Below are 24,305 nucleotides of genomic sequence, written 5' to 3'. Positions count from 1 at the left end.
CCCGGAGACGATCCGGGGCCGTTGTCGTTTGCGTCGATGGTCAGGCGGCGGAGCTCACGTCCTTGGCCGCTTCCGTCTGGGGATGGGTGGCCTCGAATTGGCTCCGCAGCTTCTCTTCATAGGCGATCAGCTTGCGGGCATCCTTCAGCGCCCGGTAGAGGTCGCCGTTCAGGATGTTGTTGTTGATGCCCTCGATGATCGGCCAGGCGCTCGGCACCGCGGTGACGATATCGCGCACCAGGTTGAAATAGGTGCCGTGCTGGCTCTGCGGATCCGGCGAGATGTACATGAGCTGGACCGCCAGATAGACGAGCTTCGCCGGCGAATCCGCGGTCTCGGGCGTGAGGATGTCGCGCTCGCGCAGGATCGGCACGTTGTCGCCGTCGATCAGGAGGCGCGCACGCTGGTCCGTGTTGGTAATCACGCAGTTGCCGACGATGATGCGTTCGTGCGGTCTGAGCTCGACCTTGAGGGCCATTGCCTGTTCTCCATCAACGCTTTCGTAACCGAGCGCTCGTTGCGGCCTATTAAGACGTGATTCTCGCTCGGAATTAGTTAACGAGCTGTAAATTCCAGCCGTTCACGCGGGAAACCGCAATATTTTCAAGGTCGTACCCTTGCGGCTGCGCGGCGATCTTGCGCGGCGTCCCCGGCCGAATCACGCGAAACCCGGCAAAGGCACGGATTTCATTTCATGTTTCGTTAGAGGTCTCGGCGCCACGGTCCGCCGGTCGCTGGGTCACTCTCGATCCAAGCAGACGAGTAACAGTTGCGTCGTTTACCAGAAAGGTAACAGAGTTATGTCAGGCATCGTCCTCTCCGCGTCGGTTCGCCAGAACCTCCTCTCCCTTCAGTCCACTGCTGATCTTCTCGCCACCACGCAGAACCGTCTGTCGACCGGCAAGAGCGTCAATTCGGCCCTGGACAATCCCACCAACTTCTTCACCGCACAGTCGCTCGACAACCGCGCCAGCGACATCAACAACCTGCTCGACGGCATCGCCAACGGCGTGCAGGTGCTGCAGGCTGCCAACACCGGCATCACCTCGCTGCAGAAGCTGATCGACTCAGCGAAGTCGATCGCCAACCAGGCGCTGCAGACCACGGTCGGTTACTCCACCAAGTCGAACGTCTCCGCCACCATCTCCGGTGCGACGGCCGCCGACCTGCGCGGCACGACCTCGTTCGCGAGCGCCACCGCATCCAGCAACGTGCTCTATAGCGGCGCGGCGGGCGGCACCACGGCGGCGACCGGCACCACGACGCTCGGCGCCAGCATCGGCGTCTTCGCGAGCACTGGCGCAACGACCGGCGCCGGCGGTACCACGACCCTGGAAGGTACCATCACCCTGATCGCCACCAACGGCACGAGCGCCAGCGGCCTGGCCGGCAACGCCCAGCCCGCCGACGGCGACACCCTGACCGTGAACGGCAAGACCATCACCTTCCGCGCCGGCGTCGCGCCGGCGGCGAGCGGTGTCCCCTCCGGTTCGGGCGTCAGCGGCCATCTCGTCACCGACGGCAGCGGCAATACCACCGTCTATCTCGGTAGCACCGGCACGCCTGCGACGCTTGCGACCGTCGACGATCTGTTGAGCGCGATCGATCTCGCCAGCGGCGTCAAGACAGTTGCCATCAGCTCGGGTGCTGCGACGATCGCCACCAGTGTCGGCCAGACCGCCTCGACCGTTGCCGGCGGCGCCGTCACGCTGAGGAGCTCGACAGGCGCGGATCTGAGCGTCACCGGCAAGGCCGACCTGCTCAAGGCGCTCGCCCTGACGACGTCCGTGGGCGGCGGCAACGCCACGGTCAACGTCAACCGGACCACGAGCTCGGCCTCGCTCGGTGCGACCATCGCGGACGGTTCGACGCTGAACGTCGACGGCCACGTCATCACCTTCAAGAACGCGCCGGTCCCGGGCTCGACCGGTGCTCCGAGCGTTCCGAGCGGTTATGGTGCGAGCGGCAACGTCCTCACCGACGGCAACGGCAACTCGACGGTCTACCTGCAGGCCGGCACGGTCAACGACGTGCTGAAGGCGATCGACCTTGCCACCGGCGTGCAGACCGCGACGATCAATGCCAACGGCACCGCGACCCTTGCGACCGCCACCGGCCAGACCAACTCGTCGATCAACGCTTCCGGCGCGCTGAAGCTCTCGACCGGCGTCAATGCCGATCTGTCGATCACCGGCACCGGCAACGCGTTGAACGTGCTTGGTCTTGCCGGCAACACCGGCACCTCGACCGCGTTCACCGCGGCTCGTACCTCCGGCATCGGCGGCATCAGCGGCAAGACCTTGACCTTCTCCTCCTTCAACGGCGGCACGGCGGTTGACGTCACCTTCGGCGACGGCACCAACGGCACGGTCAAGACGCTCGATCAGCTCAACACCAAGCTGCAGGCCAACAACCTGACGGCGACGATCGACGCCAACGGCCTGCTGACGGTCTCGACCACCAACGACTACGCGTCCTCGACCATCGGTTCGAGCGCCGCAGGTGGTGCGATCGGCGGCACGCTGACCTCGTCACTGACGTTCTCGACGGCTTCCAGCCCCGTCCAGGACACGGTTGCCCAGACCTCGCGTGCGAACCTGGTCTCTCAGTACAACAACATCCTGAACCAGATCGACACGACCGCGCAGGACTCCTCATTCAACGGCGTCAACCTGTTGAACGGCGACCAGCTCAAGCTGGTGTTCGACGAGACCGGCAAGTCGAACCTGAGCATCACCGGCGTGACCTACAACTCCAAGGGTCTGGGCCTCGCTGCCCTGACCAGCGGCGTCGACTTCATCGACAACTCCGCGACCAACAAGGTGCTGGCGAACCTGAACGCGGCGTCGAGCACGCTGCGCTCGGAAGCCTCGAGCCTCGGTTCGAACCTCTCGGTGGTGCAGGTTCGTCAGGACTTCAACAAGAGCCTGATCAACGTGCTGCAGACCGGTTCGTCCAACCTGACCCTGGCCGACACCAACACCGAAGCGGCCAACAGCCAGGCGCTGTCGACCCGCCAGTCGATCGCGGTCTCCGCGCTGTCGCTGGCCAACCAGTCGCAGCAGAGCGTGCTGCAGCTGCTCCGCTAAGTCGCGGACGACATCGCAAGCAAGATCCGGCGGCGGGGCTTCGGTCCCGCCGCTTTCTTTTTTGCGCCGGCATCAGGTGCCGCATAACGAACCGGGAATGATGCATTCGAATGCAGCCAATTGCTCACTCTGAGTTATGGTTGACAAGTGGCAAATGGCTCGTCGCTGCACCAAAAAGCGTCATCCTATCATGACGATATGGAGGGAGCGGATCAGGCTCCGAACGCGCGTATGGTGAATCCGCGCAAGGACTGGTGCGACACGCTTCATGCTTTGTTAGCCGTCTGCGTTCACCGTCCCGGCATCGATTAATCCTAATCGAAGTTTGTTTGTTGCGTTGCGTACCAGAAGGGTAACACTCAATGTCCGGTATCGTCCTCTCTTCGTCGGTTCGTCAGAACCTGCTCTCCCTCCAGTCCACCGCTGATCTTCTCGCCACCACACAGAGCCGTCTGTCGACCGGCAAGAGCGTCAATTCGGCCCTGGACAATCCCACCAACTTCTTCACGGCACAGTCGCTCGACAACCGCGCCAGCGACATCAACAATCTGCTCGACGGCATCGCCAACGGCGTGCAGGTGCTGCAGGCTGCCAACACCGGCATCACCTCGCTGCAGAAGCTGATCGACTCTGCGAAGTCGATCGCCAACCAGGCGCTGCAGACCACGGTGGGTTACTCCACCAAGTCGAACGTCTCGACCACCATCTCCGGTGCGACCGCGGCCGACCTGCGCGGCACGACCTCGTTCGCCAGCGCCACCGCATCCAGCAACGTGCTCTATAGCGGCGCGGCGGGCGGCACCACGGCGGCGACCGGCACCACGACGCTCGGCGCCAGCATCGGCGTCTTCGCGAGCACTGGCGCAACGACCGGCGCCGGCGGTACCACGACCCTGGAAGGCACCATCACCCTGATCGCCACCAACGGCACGAGCGCCAGCGGTCTGGCCGGCAACGCCCAGCCCGCCGACGGCGACACCCTGACCGTGAACGGCAAGACCATCACCTTCCGCAGCGGCGTCGCGCCGGCGGCGACCGGTGTCCCCTCCGGTTCGGGCGTCAGCGGCCATCTCGTCACCGACGGCAGCGGCAATACCACCGTCTATCTCGGTAGCACCGGCACGCCTGCGACGCTTGCGACCGTCGACGATCTGTTGAGCGCGATCGATCTCGCCAGCGGCGTCAAGACAGTTGCCATCAGCTCGGGTGCTGCGACGCTCGCCACAAGCGTCGGCCAGACCGCCTCTACCGTTGCCGGCGGTGCCGTCACGCTGAGGAGCTCGACAGGTGCGGATCTGAGCGTCACCGGCAAGGCCGACCTGCTCAAGGCGCTCGCCTTGACGACGGCCGTGGGCGGCGGCAACGCCACGGTCAACGTCAACCGGACCACGAGCTCGGCCTCGCTGGGGGCGGAGATCGCGGACGGCTCGACGCTGAACGTCGACGGTCACGTCATCACCTTCAAGAACGCGCCGATCCCGGGCTCGACCGGTGCTCCGAGCGTTCCGAGCGGTTATGGTGCGAGCGGCAACGTCCTCACCGACGGCAACGGCAACTCGACGGTCTACCTGCAGGCCGGCACGGTCAACGACGTCTTGAAGGCGATCGACCTTGCCACCGGCGTGCAGACCGCGACGATCAATGCCAACGGCACCGCGACGCTTGCGACCGCCACCGGCCAGACCAACTCGTCGATCAACGCCTCCGGCCAGCTCAAGATCTCGACCGGCGTCAACGCCGACCTCTCGATCACCGGCACCGGCAATGCGCTGAACGTGCTCGGCTTCGCCGGTAACACGGGGACCTCGACCGCGTTCACCGCGGCTCGTACCTCCGGCGTTGGCGGCCTCACGGGCAAGACCTTGACCTTCTCCTCCTTCAACGGCGGCACGGCGGTCAACGTCACCTTCGGCGACGGCACCAACGGCACCGTCAAGACGCTCGACCAGCTCAACACCAAGCTGCAGGCCAACAACCTGACAGCGACGATCGACGCCAACGGCCTGCTGACGGTCTCGACCACCAACGACTACGCGTCCTCGACCATCGGATCGACGGCGGCGGGTGGTGCGATCGGCGGAACGCTCACCTCGGCACTGACGTTCTCGACGGCTTCCACCCCCGTCCAGGATACGGTTGCCCAGACCTCGCGTGCGAACCTGGTGTCTCAGTACAACAACATCCTGAACCAGATCGACTCGACGGCGCAGGACTCCTCGTTCAACGGCGTCAACCTGTTGAACGGCGACCAGCTCAAGCTGGTGTTCGACGAGACCGGCAAGTCGAACCTCAGCATCACCGGCGTGACCTACAACTCCAAGGGTCTCGGCCTTGCTGCGCTGACCGGCGGCGTCGACTTCATCGACAACGCCGCCACCAACAAGGTGCTGACCAACCTGAACGCCGCGTCGAGCACGCTGCGCTCGGAAGCTTCGAGCCTCGGTTCGAACCTGACGATCGTGCAGGTTCGTCAGGACTTCAACAAGAACCTGATCAACGTGCTGCAGACCGGCTCGTCCAACCTGACCCTGGCCGACACCAACGTCGAGGCGGCCAACAGCCAGGCGCTGTCGACCCGTCAGTCGATCGCGGTCTCCGCGCTGTCGCTGGCCAACCAGTCGCAGCAGAGCGTGCTCCAGCTGCTCCGCTAAGTCGCGGACGACATCGCAAGCAAGATCCGGCGGCGGGGCTTCGGCCCCGCCGCTTTTCGTTTATCGCTCGAGGTTTTGAGAGGGCAGGCGACACTCCGAAAAGTAACCAGCGGTTATGGTTAATGGAGCGTAAGCGCAAAGAATTGCCAATGATTTCAGGCTGATTGCCATCTCGCTCCGCGTTTCCCACCCGCTTATGGTGAACCGGCGCTTATGCGGGCGATGTTCGTTTCACCCTTTGTTAGCCATGTCGCGGCACGCTGGCCCCGTCACTCGATCCGAAGCGATCGAACGAAGACGCGTAAGCCAGAAGGGTAAGAGTCATGTCAGGTATTGTTCTCTCTGCGTCGGTTCGCCAGAACCTCCTCTCTCTCCAGTCCACCGCCGACCTCCTCGCCACCACACAGAACCGTCTGTCGACCGGCAAGAGCGTCAACTCGGCCCTGGACAATCCCACCAACTTCTTCACCGCCCAGTCGCTCGACAACCGCGCCAGCGACATCAACAACCTGCTCGACAGCATCGCCAACGGCGTGCAGGTGCTGCAGGCTGCCAACACCGGCCTGACCTCGCTGCAGAAGCTGATCGACAGCGCCAAGTCGATCGCCAACCAGGCGCTGCAGACCACGGTCGGTTACTCCACCAAGTCGAACGTCTCCACCACCATCTCCGGTGCGACCGCGGCCGACCTCCGCGGCACGACCTCGTTCGCGAGCGCCACCGCATCCAGCAACGTGCTCTATAGCGGCGCGGCGGGCGGCACCACGGCGGCGACCGGCACCACGACGCTCGGCGCCAGCATCGGCGTCTTCGCGAGCACTGGCGCAACGACCGGCGCCGGCGGTACCACGACCCTGGAAGGCACCATCACCCTGATCGCCACCAACGGCACGAGCGCCAGCGGCCTGGCCGGCAACGCCCAGCCCGCCGACGGCGACACCCTGACCGTGAACGGCAAGACCATCACCTTCCGCGCCGGCGTCGCGCCGGCGGCGACCGGTGTTCCCGCCGGTTCGGGCGTCAGCGGCCATCTCGTCACCGACGGCAGCGGCAATACCACCGTCTATCTCGGTAGCACCGGCACGCCTGCGACGCTTGCGACCGTCGACGATCTGTTGAGCGCGATCGATCTCGCCAGCGGCGTGAAGACAGTTGCCATCAGCGCGGGTGCTGCGACGATCGCCACGAGTGTCGGCCAGACCGCCTCGACCGTTGCCGGCGGCGCTGTCACGCTGAGGAGCTCGACTGGTGCGGATCTGAGCGTCACCGGCAAGGCCGACCTGCTCAAGGCACTCGCCCTGACGACCTCAACAGGTGCAGGCAATGCCACCGTGAACGTCAACCGCACCACGAGCGCGGCCTCGCTGGGTGCGGAGATCGCGGACGGCTCGGCGCTGAACGTCGATGGTCACGTCATCACCTTCAAGAACGCGCCGGTTCCGGGCTCGACCGGGGCTCCGAGCGTTCCGAGCGGCTTCGGTGTCAGCGGCAACGTCGTCACCGACGGCAACGGCAACTCGACGGTCTACCTGCAGGCCGGCACGGTCAACGACGTCTTGAAGGCGATCGACCTTGCCACCGGCGTGCAGACCGCGACGATCAACGCCAACGGCACCGCGACGCTTGGGACCGCCACCGGTCAGTCGAATTCGACGATCAATACGTCCGGTCAGCTCAAGATCTCGACCGGCGTCAACGCCGACCTCTCGATCACCGGCACCGGCAATGCGCTGAACGTGTTCGGCCTCGCCGGCAATACCGGCAACGCGACCGCTTTCACCGCGGCCCGCACCTCCGGCATCGGCGGCATCGCCGGCAAGACCTTGACCTTCTCCTCCTTCAACGGCGGCACGGCGGTCAACGTCACCTTCGGCGACGGCACCAACGGCACGGTCAAGACGCTCGACCAGCTCAACACCAAGCTGCAGGCCAACAACCTGTCTGCGACGATCGACGCCAACGGCCTGCTGACCATCACCGCGTCCAACGACTACGCGTCCTCGACGCTGGGCTCGACGGCTGCCGGCGGCGCGATCGGCGGAACGCTCACCTCGGCGCTGACCTTCTCGACGGCCTCCAACCCCGTCCAGGATGGCGTTGCCCAGACGGCGCGTGCCAATCTGGTGTCCCAGTACAACAACATCCTGAATCAGATCGACACGACCTCGCAGGACTCCTCGTTCAACGGCGTCAACCTCTTGAACGGCGACCAGCTCAAGCTGGTGTTCGACGAGACCGGCAAGTCGAGCCTGAACATCACCGGCGTGACCTACAACTCCAAGGGTCTTGGTCTTGCTGCCCTGACCGTCGGCGTCGACTTCATCGACAACGCCGCCGCCAACAGGGTGCTGACCAATCTGAACGCCGCGTCGAGCACGCTGCGCTCGGAAGCCTCGAGCCTCGGTTCGAACCTCTCGGTCGTGCAGATCCGTCAGGACTTCAACAAGAACCTGATCAACGTGCTGCAGACCGGCTCGTCCAACCTGACCCTGGCCGACACCAACGTCGAGGCGGCCAACAGCCAGGCGCTGTCGACCCGCCAGTCGATCGCGGTCTCCGCGCTGTCGCTGGCCAACACCTCGCAGCAGAGCGTGCTCCAGCTGCTTCGCTAATAAGCGGCTGAAATTACTAAATAAAATCGGGCGGCGGGGTCATTTGCCCCGCCGCTCTTTTTTGCGTCCGGCGGCGGGCAGGGGCGTTCACCGGCGGTTAACCCTATCGATTAAACCGGCGTTAACCATACTTTAAAGGACACCTCCTAAAACTGGACAAAAGCCCGCTTTCGAGACCGCGCGGCCGATTCGTATCCGGTTCAAGAGGAAGACTCGCCAATGTCCAACATCGTTCTCTCGGCGTCCGTTCGCCAGAACCTGTTGTCGCTGCAGTCGACGGCCGACTTGCTGGCCACGACGCAGGAGCGGCTGTCGACCGGCAAGAAGGTCAATACCGCGCTCGACAATCCCACCAACTTCTTCACGGCGCAGGGGTTGGACAACCGGGCGAGCGACATCAGCAACCTGCTCGATGGCATCAATAATGGTGTCCAGGTGCTGCAAGCCGCCAACACCGGCATCACCTCGCTGCAGAAGCTGATCGACAGCGCGAAATCGATCGCGAACCAGGCGCTGCAGACCACGGTCGGCTACTCCACCAAGTCCAACGTCTCCACCACCATTCCCGGTGCGACGCCGGCCGACTTGCGCGGGACGACCTCCTATGCAAGCGCGACCGCCAAGAGCAACGTGCTCTATACCGGTGCTGCCGGTGGCACGACCCCGGTCACCGGAACCGCCGCACTTGGCGCCTCGCTGGGCTCGAGCGCCGGCACATTGGTCGGATTTGCGGCGACCGCGGCCGACGGCACCACCGTGCTCAGTGGCACCGCCACGCTGGTCGGCACCACCGCTTCCACCACCTTCGGCGCCGCGCCCGCGGATGGCGACACCATCACGGTGAACGGCAAGTCCATCACTTTCCGCACCGGCGTCGCTCCGGCCACGCAGCCGACCGGCTGGGGCCTCGACGCCAGCGGGCACATCGCCACTGACGGCAACGGCAATTCGATCGTCTATGAGGGAACGGCGGCGGCGCCCGCGGCGACCATCAACGACGTCCTCACCGCGATCGACCTCGCCAGCGGCGTCAAGACCGCTACAATCAGTGCGGGTGCGGCGACCATCGCGGTCAGCGGTTCGGCGGGTCCCGTCGGCACGCTTCAAGTCGCATCGTCCATCACCGGCGGCCAGGTCACGGTGAAGAGCTCGACCGGCGCCGATCTGAGCGTGACGGGCAAGGCCGACTTCCTCAACAAGCTCGGTCTGACCGCGGCGACCGGCGCAGGCAATGCAAGCGTGACCGCGAACCGGTCGACAACCGCCGGCTCGCTCGGCTCTCTCGTTCAGGACGGCTCGACGCTGAACATCGACGGCCACACCATCACGTTCAAGAACGCGCAGACGCCGCAATCGGCGGCGAGCGTCACGTCGGGTGGCGTCAGCGGCAACATCGTCACCGACGGCAACGGCAACTCGACGGTCTATATCCAGAGCGCGACGTTGACCGACCTGCTCAACGCGGTCGACCTTGCCACCGGCGTCAAGACCGCGAGCCTCTTTAACGGCGCGGCGACCCTGTCGACCACTGCGGGCCAGATCCCGTCGTCCGTCAACAGCAGCGGTCAGCTTGCGCTCTCCACCGGCATCAACTCCGATCTTTCGATCACCGGCACCGGCAACGCCCTCAGCGCGTTCGGCCTCAGCGGCAACACGGGAACGGCGACCGCCTTTACCGCGGCGCGAACCTCCGGTGTTGGCGGTGTCAGCGGCAAGACCCTGACCTTCTCCTCCTTCAACGGCGGTACGCCGGTGAACGTCACCTTCGGCGACGGCACCAACGGCACCGTCAAGACGCTCGATCAGCTCAATGTGCAGCTTCAGGCCAACCACCTGACGGCGACGATCGACGCCAACGGCGTGCTGACGGTCACCACCGTCAACGAATACGCCTCCTCGACCCTTGGTTCGACGGCGGCGGGCGGCGCGGTCGGTGGTACGCTCACCGGCGTGCTCGCCTTTACCACTGCACAGCCGCCGGTTCAGGATCCCGTCGCGCAGACGGCGCGTTCGAGCCTGGTCAGCCAGTTCAACAACATCCTGGCGCAGATCGATACGACGTCGCAGGACTCGTCCTTCAACGGCATCAACCTGCTCAACGGCGACACGCTGAAGCTGGTTTTCAACGAAACCGGCAGCTCCACGCTCGGCATTAACGGCGTCGTGTTCAACGCGGCCGGCCTCGGCCTCAGCAATCTCGTTCCCGGCACGGACTTCATCGACAACGGCGCCACCAACAAGGTGCTGGCCAGCCTGAATGCCGCCTCGAGCAGACTGCGCTCGGAAGGCTCCTCGCTCGGTTCGAACCTCTCGATCGTGCAGGTGCGCCAGGACTTCTCCAAGAACCTGATCAACGTGCTGCAGACCGGCTCGTCCAACCTGACGCTCGCCGATACCAACGAGGAAGCGGCCAACAGCCAGGCGCTGTCGACCCGCCAGTCGATCGCGGTGTCCGCACTGTCGCTGGCCAACCAGTCGCAGCAGAGCGTGTTGCAGCTGCTCCGCTAATTTCGAGGCGCAAGATCGCCACACGATATATCGCGGCGGGGCTAACGCTCCGCCGTTCTTTTGAGGGAGATCGCTAAGACAAGATTAGCTGAGATCGACACGCATCACGCGAAGCGAATTTACATCGTGCGTGCGTGGATCTAGCGTTGCGCCGACGAAGAGCTCCGTGACCCGTAATTATCCGGAGGGCTTCCAAGCACAACACGTAAGCAAATCTTAAGCGGTGCTGCCTAGGGTTGGGAAAGAAATCCTTAAGCGCGTCCAACGCGCTAGGTAACCTCCAGGGTGTGATTGATGTCGAATTCCGCTGCCTCGGCTTATGCGCGTGTTGCAACAACCACCGCATCTCCTCGCGACATCGAGGCGCAGACCCTGCTCAAGGCCGCGAACAAGCTCCAGGATGCGGTGAACAACGCCGATCCGCTCAGCGAGCAGACCATGCAGGCCCTGATGTTCAACCGCAAGCTCTGGACCATCTTCCTGAGCGAGGCGATGCGCGACAACAATCCGCAGCCGATCGACGTCCGGCAGAAGATCGCCAACATCAGCGTGTTCGTGCTGAGCCAGACCGCCGCGCTGCAGATGAGCCCGCAGTTCGATCACTTCCGTCCGCTGATCGAGATCAACCGCAATATCGCGGCGGGCCTGTCCGGACGGCCGTGACGAGGACACGTGATGGTCGGCATCGCGAGCATTTGCCAGCGATTGCCTCGGCCAGCTCAATACGCGATCGTCAGGCGCTGACGTCGGTGCTGAGTGGACGCGAGGGCTCGGACTTCATATCCATTGCATGGAAATAGGCCCGCCGGCGCAGCATCGCTTCGTCGGGGAACTGGTTGACCACCGCGTCGGTCCTCTCGTTGACGACCTGGAAGACGAAGGATGCGGCCGCCTGGTCGAACACGACCTGGCGCGAGACGTTCTCGTGGTTCGGCAGATCGTTGCGCACGGGCGCGCCCGTATCCGCCGCGGCGACCGTCTGGCGCACCGGAAGATCAGTCTGCACAGCCTCGTTCGCCGCCGCATTGGACGTCGTGACGATCTGCACGGGGGCCGGGATCCCCACCGGCCTGATGCTGAAATCTGTACTCATGGCAGCCTCCTGGTTGCCTAATGTGAGTCAAATCCCAACCCCTCTAATAACGCAACCATGGAACACCAGGACTGAAGACCCGGTAAGGAAACGTGACTAACCGCGCGACGATTTCGCCGCGCGGTTTTTCGTAAAATTGTCGCTTGTTCTTGTGGCGCTCAGCTCAGAGCGAGCGGCTGACCGCCAACGGCGTGATGTGGCGCGGACCTGGAGCTGCGCGGCGACCAGCGGCCGTATAGGTGTTCGGCACGTTGCGCTTCTGGAGCTCGGCATTGACGCCGCGCACGACGCTTTCGGAGACCGCGTGCGCGGTCGCGAGCACGGTGAGATTGACCTGGAGCATCGCGCGGAACGCATCGTGGTGGCGGTGCAGCGTCGAGAGCAGCTCCGGCGCCGATTTCGCAAGCTGCGCCTGGTTCGCCTTTAACTGGCTGATGGCGCCGACATAGTTTCGCGACAGCTCCTGCTTCTTGCTCTCAAGCGTCATCGCCTCGCGGACCTTGCCGGCGCGAACGAGCTCGGTCTCGCGCTCGATCAGTCCGAGCAGCGCGCTCATCGCGTCCATCAGATCTTCGGCGAGCTTGCGCGCCTCGGCGCTGCCGGGCGCGGTGTTCGGGCGCTGTTGCATCGGCTGACGTGAGGCGTTGAAATGGTTCATCTCGTTTGACCTTATGCCGTGCGGATCGTTTTCGCCTGCTGCATGATGAGGGTGCGGTAGACTTCGGTGGCGATGCCGACGCCGCCGGCCTTGGCGAAGTTCTTGGAATATTGCTCGGTCAGCATCGAGCGCCACACGCCGGTGCCGGGCGTGTCGCCGAACGGGCCTTCGCCTTTCAGGCCCGATGTCATCTGCGAGAACATGCTGTTGAGGAACATCGCCTCGAAGTCGGTGGCGGTCTTCTGCGCCCTGGCCTGCTGCTTCGGCGAGACCTTTTGTAGGGCGGCGGCGAGCTCGAAATCGGGCCGGCCGTTGCGGCTCTCGACCGAGAAAGCCGAGGAGGTGGCGAGGCGCGGTGTGCTGATCGTGCTCGCCTGCATCACATCACCTCGATGTCGGCTTCGATCGCACCGGCGGCCTTGATTGCCTGGAGGATGCTGATCATGTCGCGCGGACCGATGCCGAGACCGTTGAGGCCGTCGACGAGCTGCTGCAGCGAGACGCCGTCCTTGACGACGGCCAGCTTCTTGCCGTCCTCGGTGACGGTGACGCTGCTGCGCGGCGCGACCACCGTGCGGCCGCGCGACAGTGGGTTGGGCTGACTCACCTGTGGGCTCTCGGAGATGGTGACGGTGAGGTTGCCCTGCGCCACCGCGACGGTGGCGACGCGGACGTCGCGCCCCATCACGATGATGCCGCTGCGTTCGTCGATGATGATCTTGGCGGCAAGATCCGGGTCGACCTGGAGTTGCTCGATCTCGGTGAGAAAGGCGACGACGTTGCCCTTGAACTCGGGCGGGACCGAAAGCTGGACCGTGGAGGGATCGATCGGTTCGGCGGTCTTGACGCCGAGATAGTCGTTGACCGCGGCCGCGATCCGTTTGGCCGTGGTGAAGTCGGCGTTGCGCAGCGCCAGGCGCACGTTCGGCAGCCGATTGAGCGCGAACTCGATCTCGCGCTCGATGATGGCGCCGTTGGCGATGCGTCCCACGGTCGGAACGCCGCGCACGATCTTGGCCGCCTCGCCCTCGGCCTGGAATCCGGAGATCGCGAGCGAGCCCTGCGCCACCGCGTAGACATTGCCGTCGGCACCTAACAGGGGGGTGACGAGCAGGGTGCCGCCCTGGAGGTTCTTGGCATCGCCGAGCGCGGAGACGGTGACGTCCATGCGGGTGCCTTGTGTGGCGAAGGCCGGCAGGTTGCCTGTGACCATCACGGCGGCGACGTTGCCGGTACGGATGGTGGCGCCGCGGATGTTGACGCCCATGCGCTCGAGCATCGCCTGCAGCGATTGCTTGGTGAAGGGGATGTTGTTGAGCGTGTCGCCGGTGCCGTTAAGGCCGACGACAAGACCGTAACCGATGAGCTGGTTCTGCCGCACGCCTTCGATATTGGCGAGGTCCTTGATGCGCGAGGTCGCAGCCGCCGGCGCGAGCGACAGCACCAACGCCGACAGCGCCGCGCAGGCCACCCCAACAATCCTCACCCAACGAACGCTTGGCATCCTCTGCTCCCCAAGGATCCTCAAAGGGCTCCTCAAATCGGAAGGACCTGCACGACACTCCCATGACGAGCTGGTCCGGCGCTGTCCTTGCGAGGGCTGTGCCAACCCGGGGCGGCGGGGATAGGCCGCTGAATAGGTTGAATAAATCTGTTTCGACCGGTGTCAGCCGGCGTTGTCCCTGAGGAGCGAAACTGCCGCCCGTCGGCAGATTTTGCCGGGCCGTTTACGCGCCGTTAACCATAAGACGGCGAAGGTGACCGCATCGATCACCCGGATTCCCTCCGATGCGCATCTACGGACCGAACGGCACGACGCTTGGAACGCCGGCCAACCAGGCCAGGCGGACCGGCTCCGGCACCTTCGTGTTGCCCGACACCTCGTCGGCGCAGGAGACCCGGAGCGCTGCCGCACCGAAGGCCGCCACCAACATCGACGGGCTGCTCGCGCTGCAAGGCGTCGAGGAGGATCCGGTCGAGCGCCGCAAGCGCTCGGTCACCCGCGGCAGGACGGCGCTCGACGTGCTCGACGATCTCAAGATGGGGCTATTGGCCGGTAATCTCGACGCCTCGACCGTGATGCGCTTGCGCGATGCTGCGGCGAACCTGAAATCGTCCTCGGGCGATCCCGGTCTCGATGCGGTGCTCTCCGAGATCGAGCTGCGCGTCGAGGTTGAACTCGCCAAGGCCGGACGGGCTTAATCGTCATCCGTCACCCTGAGGTCCGCGCCCTGCAATGCAATTGCAGGGCAAGCCTCGAAGGGCGACGGCCCCGCTGAAGCATCTCGGCCGTGCATCCTTCGAGGCTCCCCATGGGACGCGTTGCGTCCCATGCCTCGCGCCTCAGGATGACGGGACTGCTATTGCATCTTCGCCGCACCCCTTACGCCGCTTCCTCCTTCTGCTGCGCGTCGTAGCGGCGCTGGGCGGCGAGAACGTCTTTCAGATTCTGCTCGGCCCAATCGCGCAGCGGATCGACTGCGCCGGCGAGCGTCAGCCCGAGCTGCGTGATCGAATATTCCACCGTGACCGGCACGGTCGCGATGGCATGGCGCTTGATCAGCCCGTCGCGTTCGAGCGATTTGAGAACCTGGCTCAGCATCTTTTGCGAAATGCCTTCGATCGTGCGGCGCAAATGATTGAAGCGCATCGGCTCCTCGCGCAGCAGCAGCAGGATCAGCACCGCCCATTTGTCGCCGATGCGATCAAGGATCTGGCGCGTGGGGCAGTTCGCTGCATAGACGTCGGGTTTCATCGTCGGTCCTCGGAATCCATGTTCGTCGCTTGCGCCACGCGTTGGCGGTTACCCTTGCGTAATCAGGTAAGCACAAAGTGCTCTCTTAACACCAGCATTCTTTGCGATATCTAGTCACTGCTAGTTACCATAGAAGCAAAGGAGCCTTCCATGAAAATCGCAGTTGCCGGCGCCTCGGGTCGGGCCGGGTCGGAAATCACCAAGGAACTGTCGCGACGCGGCCATGCGGTCACGGCCATCGCCCGGAACCCCGAGAAGATCGCGGCCCTGCCGAACGTCACGCCGACCAAGGGGGACGTGCTCGACCAGGCGGGTCTTGCCAAGCTGTGGGCTGGGCACGACGTCGCCGTGAGTTCCGTGCACTTCCTGGCCAGCGACGCGCGGAAGTTGATCGATGCGGCGAAGGACGCCGGGGTTGGTCGTTACCTCGTCGTCGGCGGCGCCGGCAGCCTCGAGGTCGCGCCGGGCGTGAAACTGGTCACGACTCCCAATTTCCCGGCCCAATATAAGGCGGAAGCGGAGGCAGGCTCGACCTTCCTCGACCTCTTGCGACAGGAAAAGGATTTGAACTGGACCTTCATTTCGCCGTCGGCCCTGTTCGTCGAAGGGGAACGCACGGCCAAGTTCCGCCTCGGCACCGATCAGCTTCTCGCAGATGCGAACGGAAAAAGCTGGATCACCTTCGCCGACTACGCCATTGCGCTCGCCGATGAGATCGAGCGGCCAGCCCATCCGCGGCAGCGTTTCACGGTCGGTTACTAGGCTTTCGGCGGTCCCCGGGCCCTCCAGGATAAACCTTCCTGTGCAAGGGCTTGGGGGCGCCAGCCGGGGCTTCAGGGAAATATTGTCTGTCACAGGAGGCCACTATATAAGGCCCGGCTCAACGGACCCTGTTTCCGTTGCGAGTCGTTGATTAGACAGATAGGCCGCCCTTGGAAAAGTTGAAAAACTACCGACCGACCGAAAAAGAGCCTTTCATGAACGACCGGCAGAAGGAGTACTTCCGTTTGAAGCTCCTCGCCTGGAAGGATGAGATCCTCAAAGAGTCCAAGCTCACCCTGCAAGCCCTGCAGGAGGAGAACGTGAACCACCCCGATCTCGCCGATCGGGCATCGTCCGAAACCGACCGTGCCATCGAGCTCCGTGCCCGCGACCGCCAGCGCAAGCTGATCGCCAAGATCGACGCCGCGCTCCAGCGTATCGAGGACAACACCTACGGCTATTGCGAGGACACCGGCGAGCCGATCTCGTTGAAGCGGCTCGAGGCCCGGCCCATCGCGACGCTCTCGGTGGAGGCGCAGGAGCGCCACGAGAAGCGCGAGAAGGTCTATCGCGACGAATAGAGCCCGAGCCGCCGCGTGCGGCTCTTTTGTTTTTGGCTCACGGCGTCGCTTGAACGCCGGTGGTCCGGCGCGTAGATTCGCGCCGTCATGATGATTTGCACTCTCAACATCGCATCGGTCTTCTTCCTGGGCTGAGCGCAGGCGCCTCCGTCGCGGAGGCATTGCGTCCCGCGAGTTCGACTTGCGGCTTCCCAACCGATTGAGCCAGCCGGTTCCGCAGCGAGCGGACGATGAGGGCTGGCGAGCAATTGAGAGATCATCATGACTGCCAATCCGCGCGCGTTGGACGACGCGCAAATAGCCCAATTCATCCGTGACGGCTTTGTCCGGATCGACAATGCTTTCCCAAGTGAGCTCGCCGAGGCCGCCCGCGTCATCATCCGGCGCGATCTGCCATGCAGCGAGCACGACCCCGCGAGTTGGACCCGGCCCGTGGTGCGGCTGCCCTATTATGGCGGCCCGCCGTTCCGGGATGCCATCAACACCGCCGTGCTCCATGCCGCCTTCGACCAGATCGTCGGGCAGGGGCGGTGGCGGCCGCGACGCGACGTCGGCACTTTTCCGGTGCGTTTTCCACACCCGGACGATCCGGGCGACGACGGCTGGCATGTCGATCTCAGCTTTCCCGGCGAGGCCAGCAACCCGAACGAGCAGGATTTCTCGGCCTGGCGCGTCAACATCACCTCGCGGGGGCGGGCGCTGCTGCTGCTGTTCCTGTTCTCCGATGTCGGTGACGACGATGCGCCGACGCGGATCCGGGTCGGCTCGCATTTGCCGATGGCGCGCTACCTGGCGCCAGCCGGCGATGCGGGGCGGGCGCACATGATGCTGGAGCAGATGGGGGCCGATTGTCCGGTGGCGCTCGCGACCGGTGCGGCCGGCACGGTCTATCTCTGTCATCCCTTCCTGGTTCATGCCGCGCAGAAGCATCGGGGAACGCGACCGCGCTTCCTGGCGCAACCACCGCTGCATCTCGCCGAACCGTACCGGCTGGAGCGGAGCGAGGGCGACTACTCGCCGGTCGAGGTGGCCATCCGCCTCGCGCTTGGACGCATTTGACGGAAGCGATGGCATTGCACGCGGCGTTGTGGCGGGTTCCTGCGCCACAACGCCGCCGTCGTCCGACGCCAATTTCCGGGATCGCGAAAAATGAATCGCGATCAATGGGCTAGAGTCGAATCCTGCATGCTCACGTGAGTTCGCATGAGAAAAAGCCTTCACTTCAGGTGCGGGAAGTTTTGCGAGTCGCATCAAGGAGATCGACCGGCATCTTGAGACGGCGGCGCAGCGGCTTCACGCATCGCTGCAATCAGGGTCTCGTTCCGCGCGGGGCGGGCGGGCCCGGCCGCGTGGCTCCATAAAGACCGGACCAGCTCAATATTTCCTTAAGCGGCGGGAGCGCCCCGTATTCGGCCCGGCCGAGCGCCGACCAGCGCTTGTCAGGCGCGGACGGGGATGCTGAACTGAGCGGCAATGTTGCGTAGCGTGGGAGGCGGCGCCGATGGATAAGATTCTCGAAGCCGCAAAGGCGATCGCGCTGGCGCGTCGCAATCATGCGCCGCTCGCGGCCCTGGAACGTCCCCCCATGGATGAAGCCGAGGGCTACCAGGTCCAGCGTGCGGTGCACGATCTGCTGCTGCCGCATCTCGGGCCGCTGGTCGGCTACAAGATCGGCTGCACCAGCCAGGTGATGCAGGACTACATCGGCATCCCGCATCCCTGCGGCGGCGGCGTGTTCCAGAAGGGCGTGCACGACACCGGCGCCAAGCTCGCCGCCTCCAACTATGTCCGAGTCGGGGTCGAATGCGAGATTGCGGTGCGGCTGAAGCGCGACCTTGCCGCCGGCGAGGCGCCGTTCACGGCCGAATGGGTCGGCGAGGCGGTCGAGGCCTATCATCCCGCCATCGAGATCGTCGATGACCGCTACGTGAAGTGGGAGGCGATGGGCGCCCCGACGCTGATCGCCGACGATTTCTTCGCCGCCGGCTGCGTGCTGGGTCGGTCGGTTCCGCGCTCGTCGGTGCCGGACCTGAAGGCGGTCAAGGGCCGCGCCATCCTCAACGGCGAGGAGGTCAGCCACGGTACCGGCGCCGACGTGCTCGGCCATCCCCACAACGCGCTCGCCTGGCTCGCCAACCATCTCGCCGCTGAGGGCAAGGGTCTTCACGCGGGACAGCTCGTGCTGACGGGCAGCCTGGTCAAGACGCTGTGGCTGAAGGCCGGCGACAAGGTGCGGATGGAACTGGACGGGCTGGGAGCGGTGGACGTGAAGTTTACCTGAGGGGCACCGGTAGTCCCCGCAGTCATTCCCCGCGAAGGCGGGGAATCCAGTACGCCGCGCTGCACCAGTACAATCACGAATATCTCGGAGTACTGGATCGTCCACCTTCGCGGACGATGACAGAGGGGTGGCTTGAATGCTGTACCCTCATCCACGTCATTGCGAGCGAAGCGAAGCAATCCAGAACCCCTCGCCGGAGCAATTCTGGATTGCTTCGCTTCCGCCTTCGCTCTTTGAGCTTCGGCGGACAAGCCGCTCGCAAGGACCGCATGCGGCGACAGCGTTGCCAAAATGCCGCGAGCCTCTCTCGTGATGTGCAGTTTCTGACTCCATCCGACAGAGACATCTTGCGCCCGCCGGCGATCGGGTCTATGAGCCCCGTCCCATTCAACCTGCGCGTTCAACAATGAGGAGACCAGCCGTGAACAGTCTGTGGCGATCGACACGTTCCGTGCCGACGCTCTCACTGCGTCCGGCTGACAGTCATCCAATCATGTTGAACGACAATGGCACATTCATTGATTCAGCGCCGGCGGGAGGCCGAGCGCGCGCGGGTTGAAGCCTACGAGCTGTCGCTGCGGCATGTGTCGCAGCGGACGCGTCCTCCACCGGATTTCGAGACCGCGATCTACGAGGCCAAGCGTGGCTTCGAGGCCGACATCGTGCGCGATGCCGAGGCCTGGAAGCCGCGGATGAAGACTCGCGATGCCGCGCGTCTTCGTCTTGCCGCGGCTCGTTATCTCTTCGCGCGCTATCCTGTCGCAGAACATCTGGAGCAGATCTGGATCGACGGCGCGGGACTGGGCGCCGGCGAGATTCATTTGCGCAAGCGCTGGTATATCGCGGTGGCCGGCGGCGGTTCGCTCTACACTGCCGGTGCGGCCGAATGGCTGTCTCGCAAGGAGGTCCATGCGTTCCTCAATCCGTTGGGGAGCGTTGGCTTCGAGGCTGCGATCTGGCAGGCGATCGCGCGATCCTATGCGAACGATCCCGCCATTGCGATGCGGATCGCACGCACCAGGATCACGCAGACGCCGCGCGCTCAGCATCGCTTCTGGCGCGAGGTGGTGCGCTTCTTCTGCGCGCATCCCACCACGGTCGAGGACATGGATGACTTCCACGATTACCTCGCCGATTGCCACCGGCGTGATCCGGAGTACACCCTCAAGGGGCGTCACTGATCTCGCTTGGTCGGCAGATGCGCGAATGGCATCGCGATCTCGATGCGATCGCTCGTATCGAGGCCGCACGCCGTCGCGCCGAGGCTGCGCGAAACCGTGCGCGTGGGCTGGCAGCAAGCCCCGAGCAGATCGAGGACCGTTGGCTCGGTGCAGCGATCGCGGACTGGTCATGGACCAAGTCGTCCAAGGACCGGGCCAAGCGTGAAGAGTATGTTGTGGTCCAGTTGCGGACCGCAGCCGATCTCGTGGCCGAGACGCGGGGTATGCGCCACTGCGTCGCCTCTTACGCGACAAAGTGCATTGCCGGGCAGGCGTCGATCTGGTCGCTCCGTCGCCGTGCCTCGGGCGACGTCCAGCGGCTGCTGACCATCGAGCTGGATTCCCGTTCCCGGGCGGTTCAGGTTCGCGGGTTTGCAAACCGTCCGCCGCTCGCGGAGGAGAGCAAGATCCTGGAGCGGTGGGCGCAAGCACGCGGGATCATGCTGCTGTGAGAGTTGCCTGCGCCGCTTTCCGCGGCGCAGGCAAAATACATGCGGCCCTCGCCAGGGGAGCTAGCGAGGGCCGCGTCGTACATCGTCGTTCGCGCCTTAAGTTCGCGAACACGATGTGGGAGCTCTTGAAGAGACTTAGAAGGGCAGCAGCACGTCCATCACCTGCTGGCCGTAGCGCGGCTGCTGCACGTCCGTGATCTGGCCGCGGCCGCCATAGGCGATGCGGGCCTGCGCGATCTTGCTGGAATCGATGGTGTTGTCGCTCTGGATGTCTTCGGGGCGGACGATGCCGGCGACCACGAGCTCGCGGATCTCGTAATTGACACGAATTTCCTGCTTGCCCTCGACCACGAGGTTGCCGTTCGGCAGCACCTGGGTGACGACCGCGGCGACGTTGGTCTGCAAGGCTTCCGTGCGGTTGACCGAGCCCTTGCCGTCGCTGGAGGCGGTGGAGCCGGCGGTGAGGAGGCTGCCGGGCAGGATCTTGTTGGCCTGCGTGATCGTCTTCGCGCCGAGGAAGTCGGTGACCTGAGAGTTTTCCGAGTTGGTGCGGCTGCGCTGGGTCTCGTTGGCGATGTTGGCCTTGTCGGTGAAGTTGACGGTCACCGTGAGGAGGTCGCCGACCTGGCGGGCGCGCTGGTCCTTGAAGAAGGCGCGGCTGCCGTTGCGCCACAGCGAGTTCGGATTGTAGGAGGCGACTTCCGGCTTCGGCATCGGCATCTGCACCGGCTTGTAGCCCGGCTGCGCCGTCGGATTGTCGATCGCGGACAATTTCGGCTGCTCGCCGATCTGCGACAGGCGGTCGATCGAGGAGCAGCCGCCCAGCGCGCAACTGGCCAGCAGCAGCGCAGAGATCGCGATGCGACGAAGACGGTAAGCCGAACTGAAAGCGGACATGACGAACTCTTACTTGGCTTGAGCTTGCGAGACGCGAGCTTGCGGGATCTGGGCTTGTGCGATCTGGGCCGGCGACGCCGGCGCCTCGATCAGGCTCCGGGCGAGGGCTGCTGCCGCAGCCGCAGGGGCGGGCGCCTCATCGCGCTTGAGCGAGGAAGTCTGCTCGACCGCGGGCGCCATCGGTGCCGACTGGCTCGCGCCCTGGATCGTCACCTGGCCGCGGCCGGTGACGACGCCGGTCAGCGTCCGCTTGGATTGCACATTGAGCACGCTGACGGTGTCGCCCTCGGCGCCGCTCTCGATCGCCTTGCCGCGCGAGGTGAGATAGAGGCCGGGCACCTGGTAGATGATGGTGACGTTCTGATCGCGCACCACGAAGTCGGGCTTGACGATGTCGGCGGCACGGAGCGGGGTGCCCGCGCGCATCGGCCGGCGCAGCTGCATGCCGATGCTGCGGTCGCGCGAGGCGGGCTCGCCGGTGACCTCGGCTTTCGGCCGGCGTTCCAGCGTGACGTCGGAGGACTTCAGGAGATCGAGACGCTCGATGTCGCGCGTCAGCACGGCCACTTCCACCGTCTCGATCGCGGTCCCGGTGAAGCGCAGCTTGGTCGCGGCCGGATTGCTGTCGTTGGCAATCTCGAAGGCGATGTCGAACCGGCCGCTGCGGGCGTCGTAGCGGGTTGCGACCGGCTGCAGCGCGCCGGAGTTGGAGGCATCCAGCCGCATCTCGGCGACGCCGCGGTCGAAGGTGACGGTGATGTTGGCGGCGTCCCCGAGGCCGAAGCGGCGCTCGAGCGCCGAGGCGACGGCGGTTTCGAGATCCTTGTTCGCCAGCGTGCGGGCAAGGCGGGTGACCTGGACCTCCTTGAGGTCGCCGGTCATCACGCCGATCACCTGTTTTGCGCGGAGCACCGACAGCACTTGCGCGACCGTCAACGTGCCGGTGGTGCCGAGATCGGGCGAGCGGTAGACCGGGATCAGCGCGGCCGAACCGGCATTGTCGATGAGATCGCCGACCCGCACCACGTCCGAGGTCACGGTGACGCTCGCGCGCAGCGTCGGCGAGGCGATGAAGTCGTCCGCGGCCGCTGCCGGCAGGGCCAGCGCGAGCAGGGCGGAGATGGTGGCGAGGGTGGTGCGGATCATCGTCATTGCCTCAGCGGAACAGCGCCGTGGTCGATTGCATCATTTGGTCGGCGGCGCTGATCACCTTGGCGTTCATCTCGTAGGCGCGCTGGGCGGCGATCAGGTCGCTCATCTCCGAGACGACGTCGACATTGGCCTGCTCGAGGCTGCCCTGGGTGATCTTGCCGTAGCCCTCGGAGTTCGCGGTGCCGTCCTGCGGCGGGCCGGACGACGGGGTCTCGGTGAACTGGTTGCTGCCGACCGGCTGCAGGCCCGCCTTGTTGATGAAGCGGGTCACGCCGATCTGGCCGACGATCGTAGAAGTCGACGAGCCCGGCAGCGTCACCGAGACCTGGCCCTGCTCGCTCACGCTGATGCCGGAGGCGTTTTGCGGGATCGTGATGCTCGGCTGCACCGGGTTGCCCTGGGCGGTGACGACGCGGCCCTGATTGTCCATCTGGAAGGTGCCGTCGCGGGTGTACTGGTAGGTGCCGTCGGGCATCAGGATCTTGAAGAAGCCCTCGCCGGACATCGCGAGGTCGAGATCGTTGCCGGTCTGCGACAGCGTGCCCTGCGTCATGCTGCGCGGCGTGCCGACGGTCTTGACGCCGCCGCCGATGTCGACGCCGACGGGCAGGATGGTGCCCTGGTCCGAGGCCTGCGCGCCGACGCGGCGGACGTGCTCGTAGATCAGGTCCTGGAACGCCGCGGTCTGCTTCTTGAAGCCGGTGGTGCGCAGGTTGGCGATGTTGTTGGAGATCACCTGAACGTTGAGTTCCTGTGCCGCCATTCCGGTCGCTGCGGTGTGAAGCGCCTGCATGTCAGTTCTCCCTCAATCAGGCCGGAACGTCGGCGAGCTTCTCGATCGCCGATTTGTGGAGGTCGCTCTGCTGCTGGAGCAGATTGGCGATGGCGGTGTAGCTGCGCATGACTTCGACCATGCGGGTCATCTCGCCGACCGAATTCACGTTCGACTTCTCGACATAGCCCTGGCGCACGCTGCTGGATTTGGCGTCGGGCTGCAGGGTGGCGGAGCCGGCCGAATAGAGATTGGCGCCGAGCTTGGTCAGCTTGGTCGGATCGTCGAACGAGGCCATGCGGATCTTGCCGCGGATCGAGTCGGTCTTGGCGGTGCCCTCGAGCACCGTGATGGTGCCGTCGGGCGCGACGTTGATGTCGTGATCGGTCGGCTGGAAGGTGATCGGGCCGCCGGTGCCGAGCACCAGATTGCCGTCGGGGGTGACGAGCTGGCCAGTCGAGTTGAGCGAGAACTTGCCGTCGCGGGTGAACAGCTCGCCGCCATTGGCCTGCACCGCGAAATAGGCGTTGCCGTCGATCGCCATGTCGAGCGGGTTGTTGGTCGGCTCCATCGGCCCCTGGCCGATGTCGCGATAGGTGCCGCGGTCCTGCACATAGGAGACACGGCGGTCCGCGCCGATGAAATTGTCCTCACGCGCGTTCGAGTTGAGGTACTCCTCGAACAGCGAATGGTCGGCCTTGAAGCCGTTGGTGTTGGCATTGGCGACGTTGTTGGCGATGACATCCATCTGCCGTTCCAACGTCATCTGCCGTGACAAGCCGATCAGAAGCGCGTTCTGCATCGGAAATCTCCCCTGAGCGG

At 64.7% G+C, this 24,305-nt stretch carries 20 protein-coding genes and 1 pseudogene; 11 read left to right on the top strand and 10 right to left on the bottom strand.

Annotation, left to right across the window (positions count from 1 at the left end; all coding sequences use genetic code 11):
• Nucleotides 1-40: 40 nt before the first annotated feature.
• Nucleotides 41-478, bottom strand: a complete 438-nt coding sequence (gene flbT, locus GGD61_RS03190) for a flagellar biosynthesis repressor FlbT (RefSeq protein WP_028144338.1) — start codon at nucleotides 476-478, stop codon at nucleotides 41-43.
• A gap of 322 nt (nucleotides 479-800) precedes the next feature.
• On the opposite strand from flbT, the gene GGD61_RS03185 reads away from it, so the two are divergent.
• From GGD61_RS03185 to flaF, 5 genes are all read left to right on the top strand, one after another.
• Nucleotides 801-3,089: a DUF1522 domain-containing protein gene (locus GGD61_RS03185; RefSeq protein ID WP_179737801.1), complete on the top strand. Its 2,289-nt coding sequence runs from the start codon at nucleotides 801-803 to the stop codon at nucleotides 3,087-3,089.
• Between the two features lie 362 nt (nucleotides 3,090-3,451).
• A complete protein-coding gene (locus GGD61_RS03180) occupies nucleotides 3,452-5,740 on the top strand; it encodes a DUF1522 domain-containing protein (RefSeq protein WP_183230129.1) in 2,289 nt (762 codons plus the stop codon).
• 323 nt (nucleotides 5,741-6,063) lie between these two features.
• Nucleotides 6,064-8,352, top strand: coding sequence for a DUF1522 domain-containing protein (locus GGD61_RS03175; RefSeq protein ID WP_183230127.1), 2,289 nt, complete (start codon nucleotides 6,064-6,066; stop codon nucleotides 8,350-8,352).
• A gap of 219 nt (nucleotides 8,353-8,571) precedes the next feature.
• A complete protein-coding gene (locus GGD61_RS03170; protein ID WP_183230125.1) occupies nucleotides 8,572-10,860 on the top strand; it encodes a DUF1522 domain-containing protein in 2,289 nt (762 codons plus the stop codon).
• Between the two features lie 294 nt (nucleotides 10,861-11,154).
• Nucleotides 11,155-11,523 carry a flagellar biosynthesis regulator FlaF gene (flaF, locus tag GGD61_RS03165; RefSeq protein WP_008554779.1) on the top strand — a complete coding sequence of 123 codons (369 nt, stop codon included), beginning with the start codon at nucleotides 11,155-11,157 and terminating at the stop codon, nucleotides 11,521-11,523.
• Between the two features lie 70 nt (nucleotides 11,524-11,593).
• On the opposite strand, the gene GGD61_RS03160 is transcribed toward flaF, so the two are convergent.
• The 4 genes from GGD61_RS03160 to GGD61_RS03145 form a co-directional block, all read right to left on the bottom strand.
• Nucleotides 11,594-11,953 carry a hypothetical protein gene (locus GGD61_RS03160; RefSeq protein WP_018321837.1) on the bottom strand — a complete coding sequence of 120 codons (360 nt, stop codon included), beginning with the start codon at nucleotides 11,951-11,953 and terminating at the stop codon, nucleotides 11,594-11,596.
• 163 nt (nucleotides 11,954-12,116) lie between these two features.
• Entirely contained in the window at nucleotides 12,117-12,611 is a 495-nt protein-coding gene (locus GGD61_RS03155; protein ID WP_183230123.1) for a hypothetical protein, read from the bottom strand.
• Between the two features lie 11 nt (nucleotides 12,612-12,622).
• Nucleotides 12,623-12,991 (bottom strand): flagellar assembly peptidoglycan hydrolase FlgJ, encoded by a 369-nt coding sequence (gene flgJ / locus GGD61_RS03150; RefSeq protein WP_018321839.1) that lies wholly within the window; start codon nucleotides 12,989-12,991, stop codon nucleotides 12,623-12,625.
• On the bottom strand, nucleotides 12,991-14,115 hold the full coding sequence (locus tag GGD61_RS03145) for a flagellar basal body P-ring protein FlgI (protein ID WP_026202627.1): 1,125 nt from the start codon (nucleotides 14,113-14,115) through the stop codon (nucleotides 12,991-12,993). The genes flgJ and GGD61_RS03145 overlap by 1 nt, the downstream gene beginning before the upstream one ends.
• Before the next feature lie 284 nt (nucleotides 14,116-14,399).
• Between GGD61_RS03145 and GGD61_RS03140 the strand changes: the two genes are divergently transcribed.
• Entirely contained in the window at nucleotides 14,400-14,813 is a 414-nt protein-coding gene (locus tag GGD61_RS03140; protein WP_018321841.1) for a flagellar assembly protein FliX, read from the top strand.
• 181 nt (nucleotides 14,814-14,994) lie between these two features.
• On the opposite strand, the gene GGD61_RS03135 is transcribed toward GGD61_RS03140, so the two are convergent.
• Entirely contained in the window at nucleotides 14,995-15,366 is a 372-nt protein-coding gene (locus GGD61_RS03135; protein WP_018321842.1) for a helix-turn-helix domain-containing protein, read from the bottom strand.
• A gap of 150 nt (nucleotides 15,367-15,516) precedes the next feature.
• On the opposite strand from GGD61_RS03135, the gene GGD61_RS03130 reads away from it, so the two are divergent.
• From GGD61_RS03130 to GGD61_RS41580, 5 genes and pseudogenes are all read left to right on the top strand, one after another.
• Nucleotides 15,517-16,128, top strand: coding sequence for an NAD(P)-dependent oxidoreductase (locus GGD61_RS03130; protein ID WP_183230121.1), 612 nt, complete (start codon nucleotides 15,517-15,519; stop codon nucleotides 16,126-16,128).
• Between the two features lie 215 nt (nucleotides 16,129-16,343).
• A complete protein-coding gene (gene dksA / locus GGD61_RS03125; RefSeq protein WP_008554760.1) occupies nucleotides 16,344-16,709 on the top strand; it encodes an RNA polymerase-binding protein DksA in 366 nt (121 codons plus the stop codon).
• 261 nt (nucleotides 16,710-16,970) lie between these two features.
• Complete coding sequence (locus GGD61_RS03120; RefSeq protein WP_183230119.1) at nucleotides 16,971-17,768, top strand: phytanoyl-CoA dioxygenase family protein; 798 nt, start codon at nucleotides 16,971-16,973, stop codon at nucleotides 17,766-17,768.
• A gap of 442 nt (nucleotides 17,769-18,210) precedes the next feature.
• Nucleotides 18,211-18,990, top strand: a complete 780-nt coding sequence (locus GGD61_RS03115; protein ID WP_183230118.1) for a 2-keto-4-pentenoate hydratase — start codon at nucleotides 18,211-18,213, stop codon at nucleotides 18,988-18,990.
• 506 nt (nucleotides 18,991-19,496) lie between these two features.
• Nucleotides 19,497-20,662, top strand: a pseudogene (locus GGD61_RS41580) (PcfJ domain-containing protein).
• Between the two features lie 135 nt (nucleotides 20,663-20,797).
• Here GGD61_RS41580 and flgH read toward each other — a convergent pair.
• From flgH to flgF, 4 genes are read right to left on the bottom strand one after another with little or no spacing between them, the layout of a single operon-like run.
• Entirely contained in the window at nucleotides 20,798-21,559 is a 762-nt protein-coding gene (gene flgH, locus GGD61_RS03105; protein WP_018321847.1) for a flagellar basal body L-ring protein FlgH, read from the bottom strand.
• Nucleotides 21,560-21,568: 9 nt separating this feature from the next.
• Entirely contained in the window at nucleotides 21,569-22,705 is a 1,137-nt protein-coding gene (gene flgA / locus GGD61_RS03100; protein ID WP_183230116.1) for a flagellar basal body P-ring formation chaperone FlgA, read from the bottom strand.
• 10 nt (nucleotides 22,706-22,715) lie between these two features.
• Entirely contained in the window at nucleotides 22,716-23,504 is a 789-nt protein-coding gene (flgG, locus tag GGD61_RS03095) for a flagellar basal-body rod protein FlgG (protein WP_152102700.1), read from the bottom strand.
• A 16-nt stretch (nucleotides 23,505-23,520) separates the two neighbouring features.
• Nucleotides 23,521-24,285 (bottom strand): flagellar basal-body rod protein FlgF, encoded by a 765-nt coding sequence (gene flgF, locus GGD61_RS03090; protein ID WP_183230114.1) that lies wholly within the window; start codon nucleotides 24,283-24,285, stop codon nucleotides 23,521-23,523.
• Between the last annotated feature and the right edge of the window lie 20 nt (nucleotides 24,286-24,305).

This window comes from Bradyrhizobium sp. SBR1B (genome assembly GCF_014198205.1).
Lineage (GTDB): Bacteria > Pseudomonadota > Alphaproteobacteria > Rhizobiales > Xanthobacteraceae > Bradyrhizobium.
This window is presented reverse-complemented; position numbering and strand designations above follow the sequence as displayed.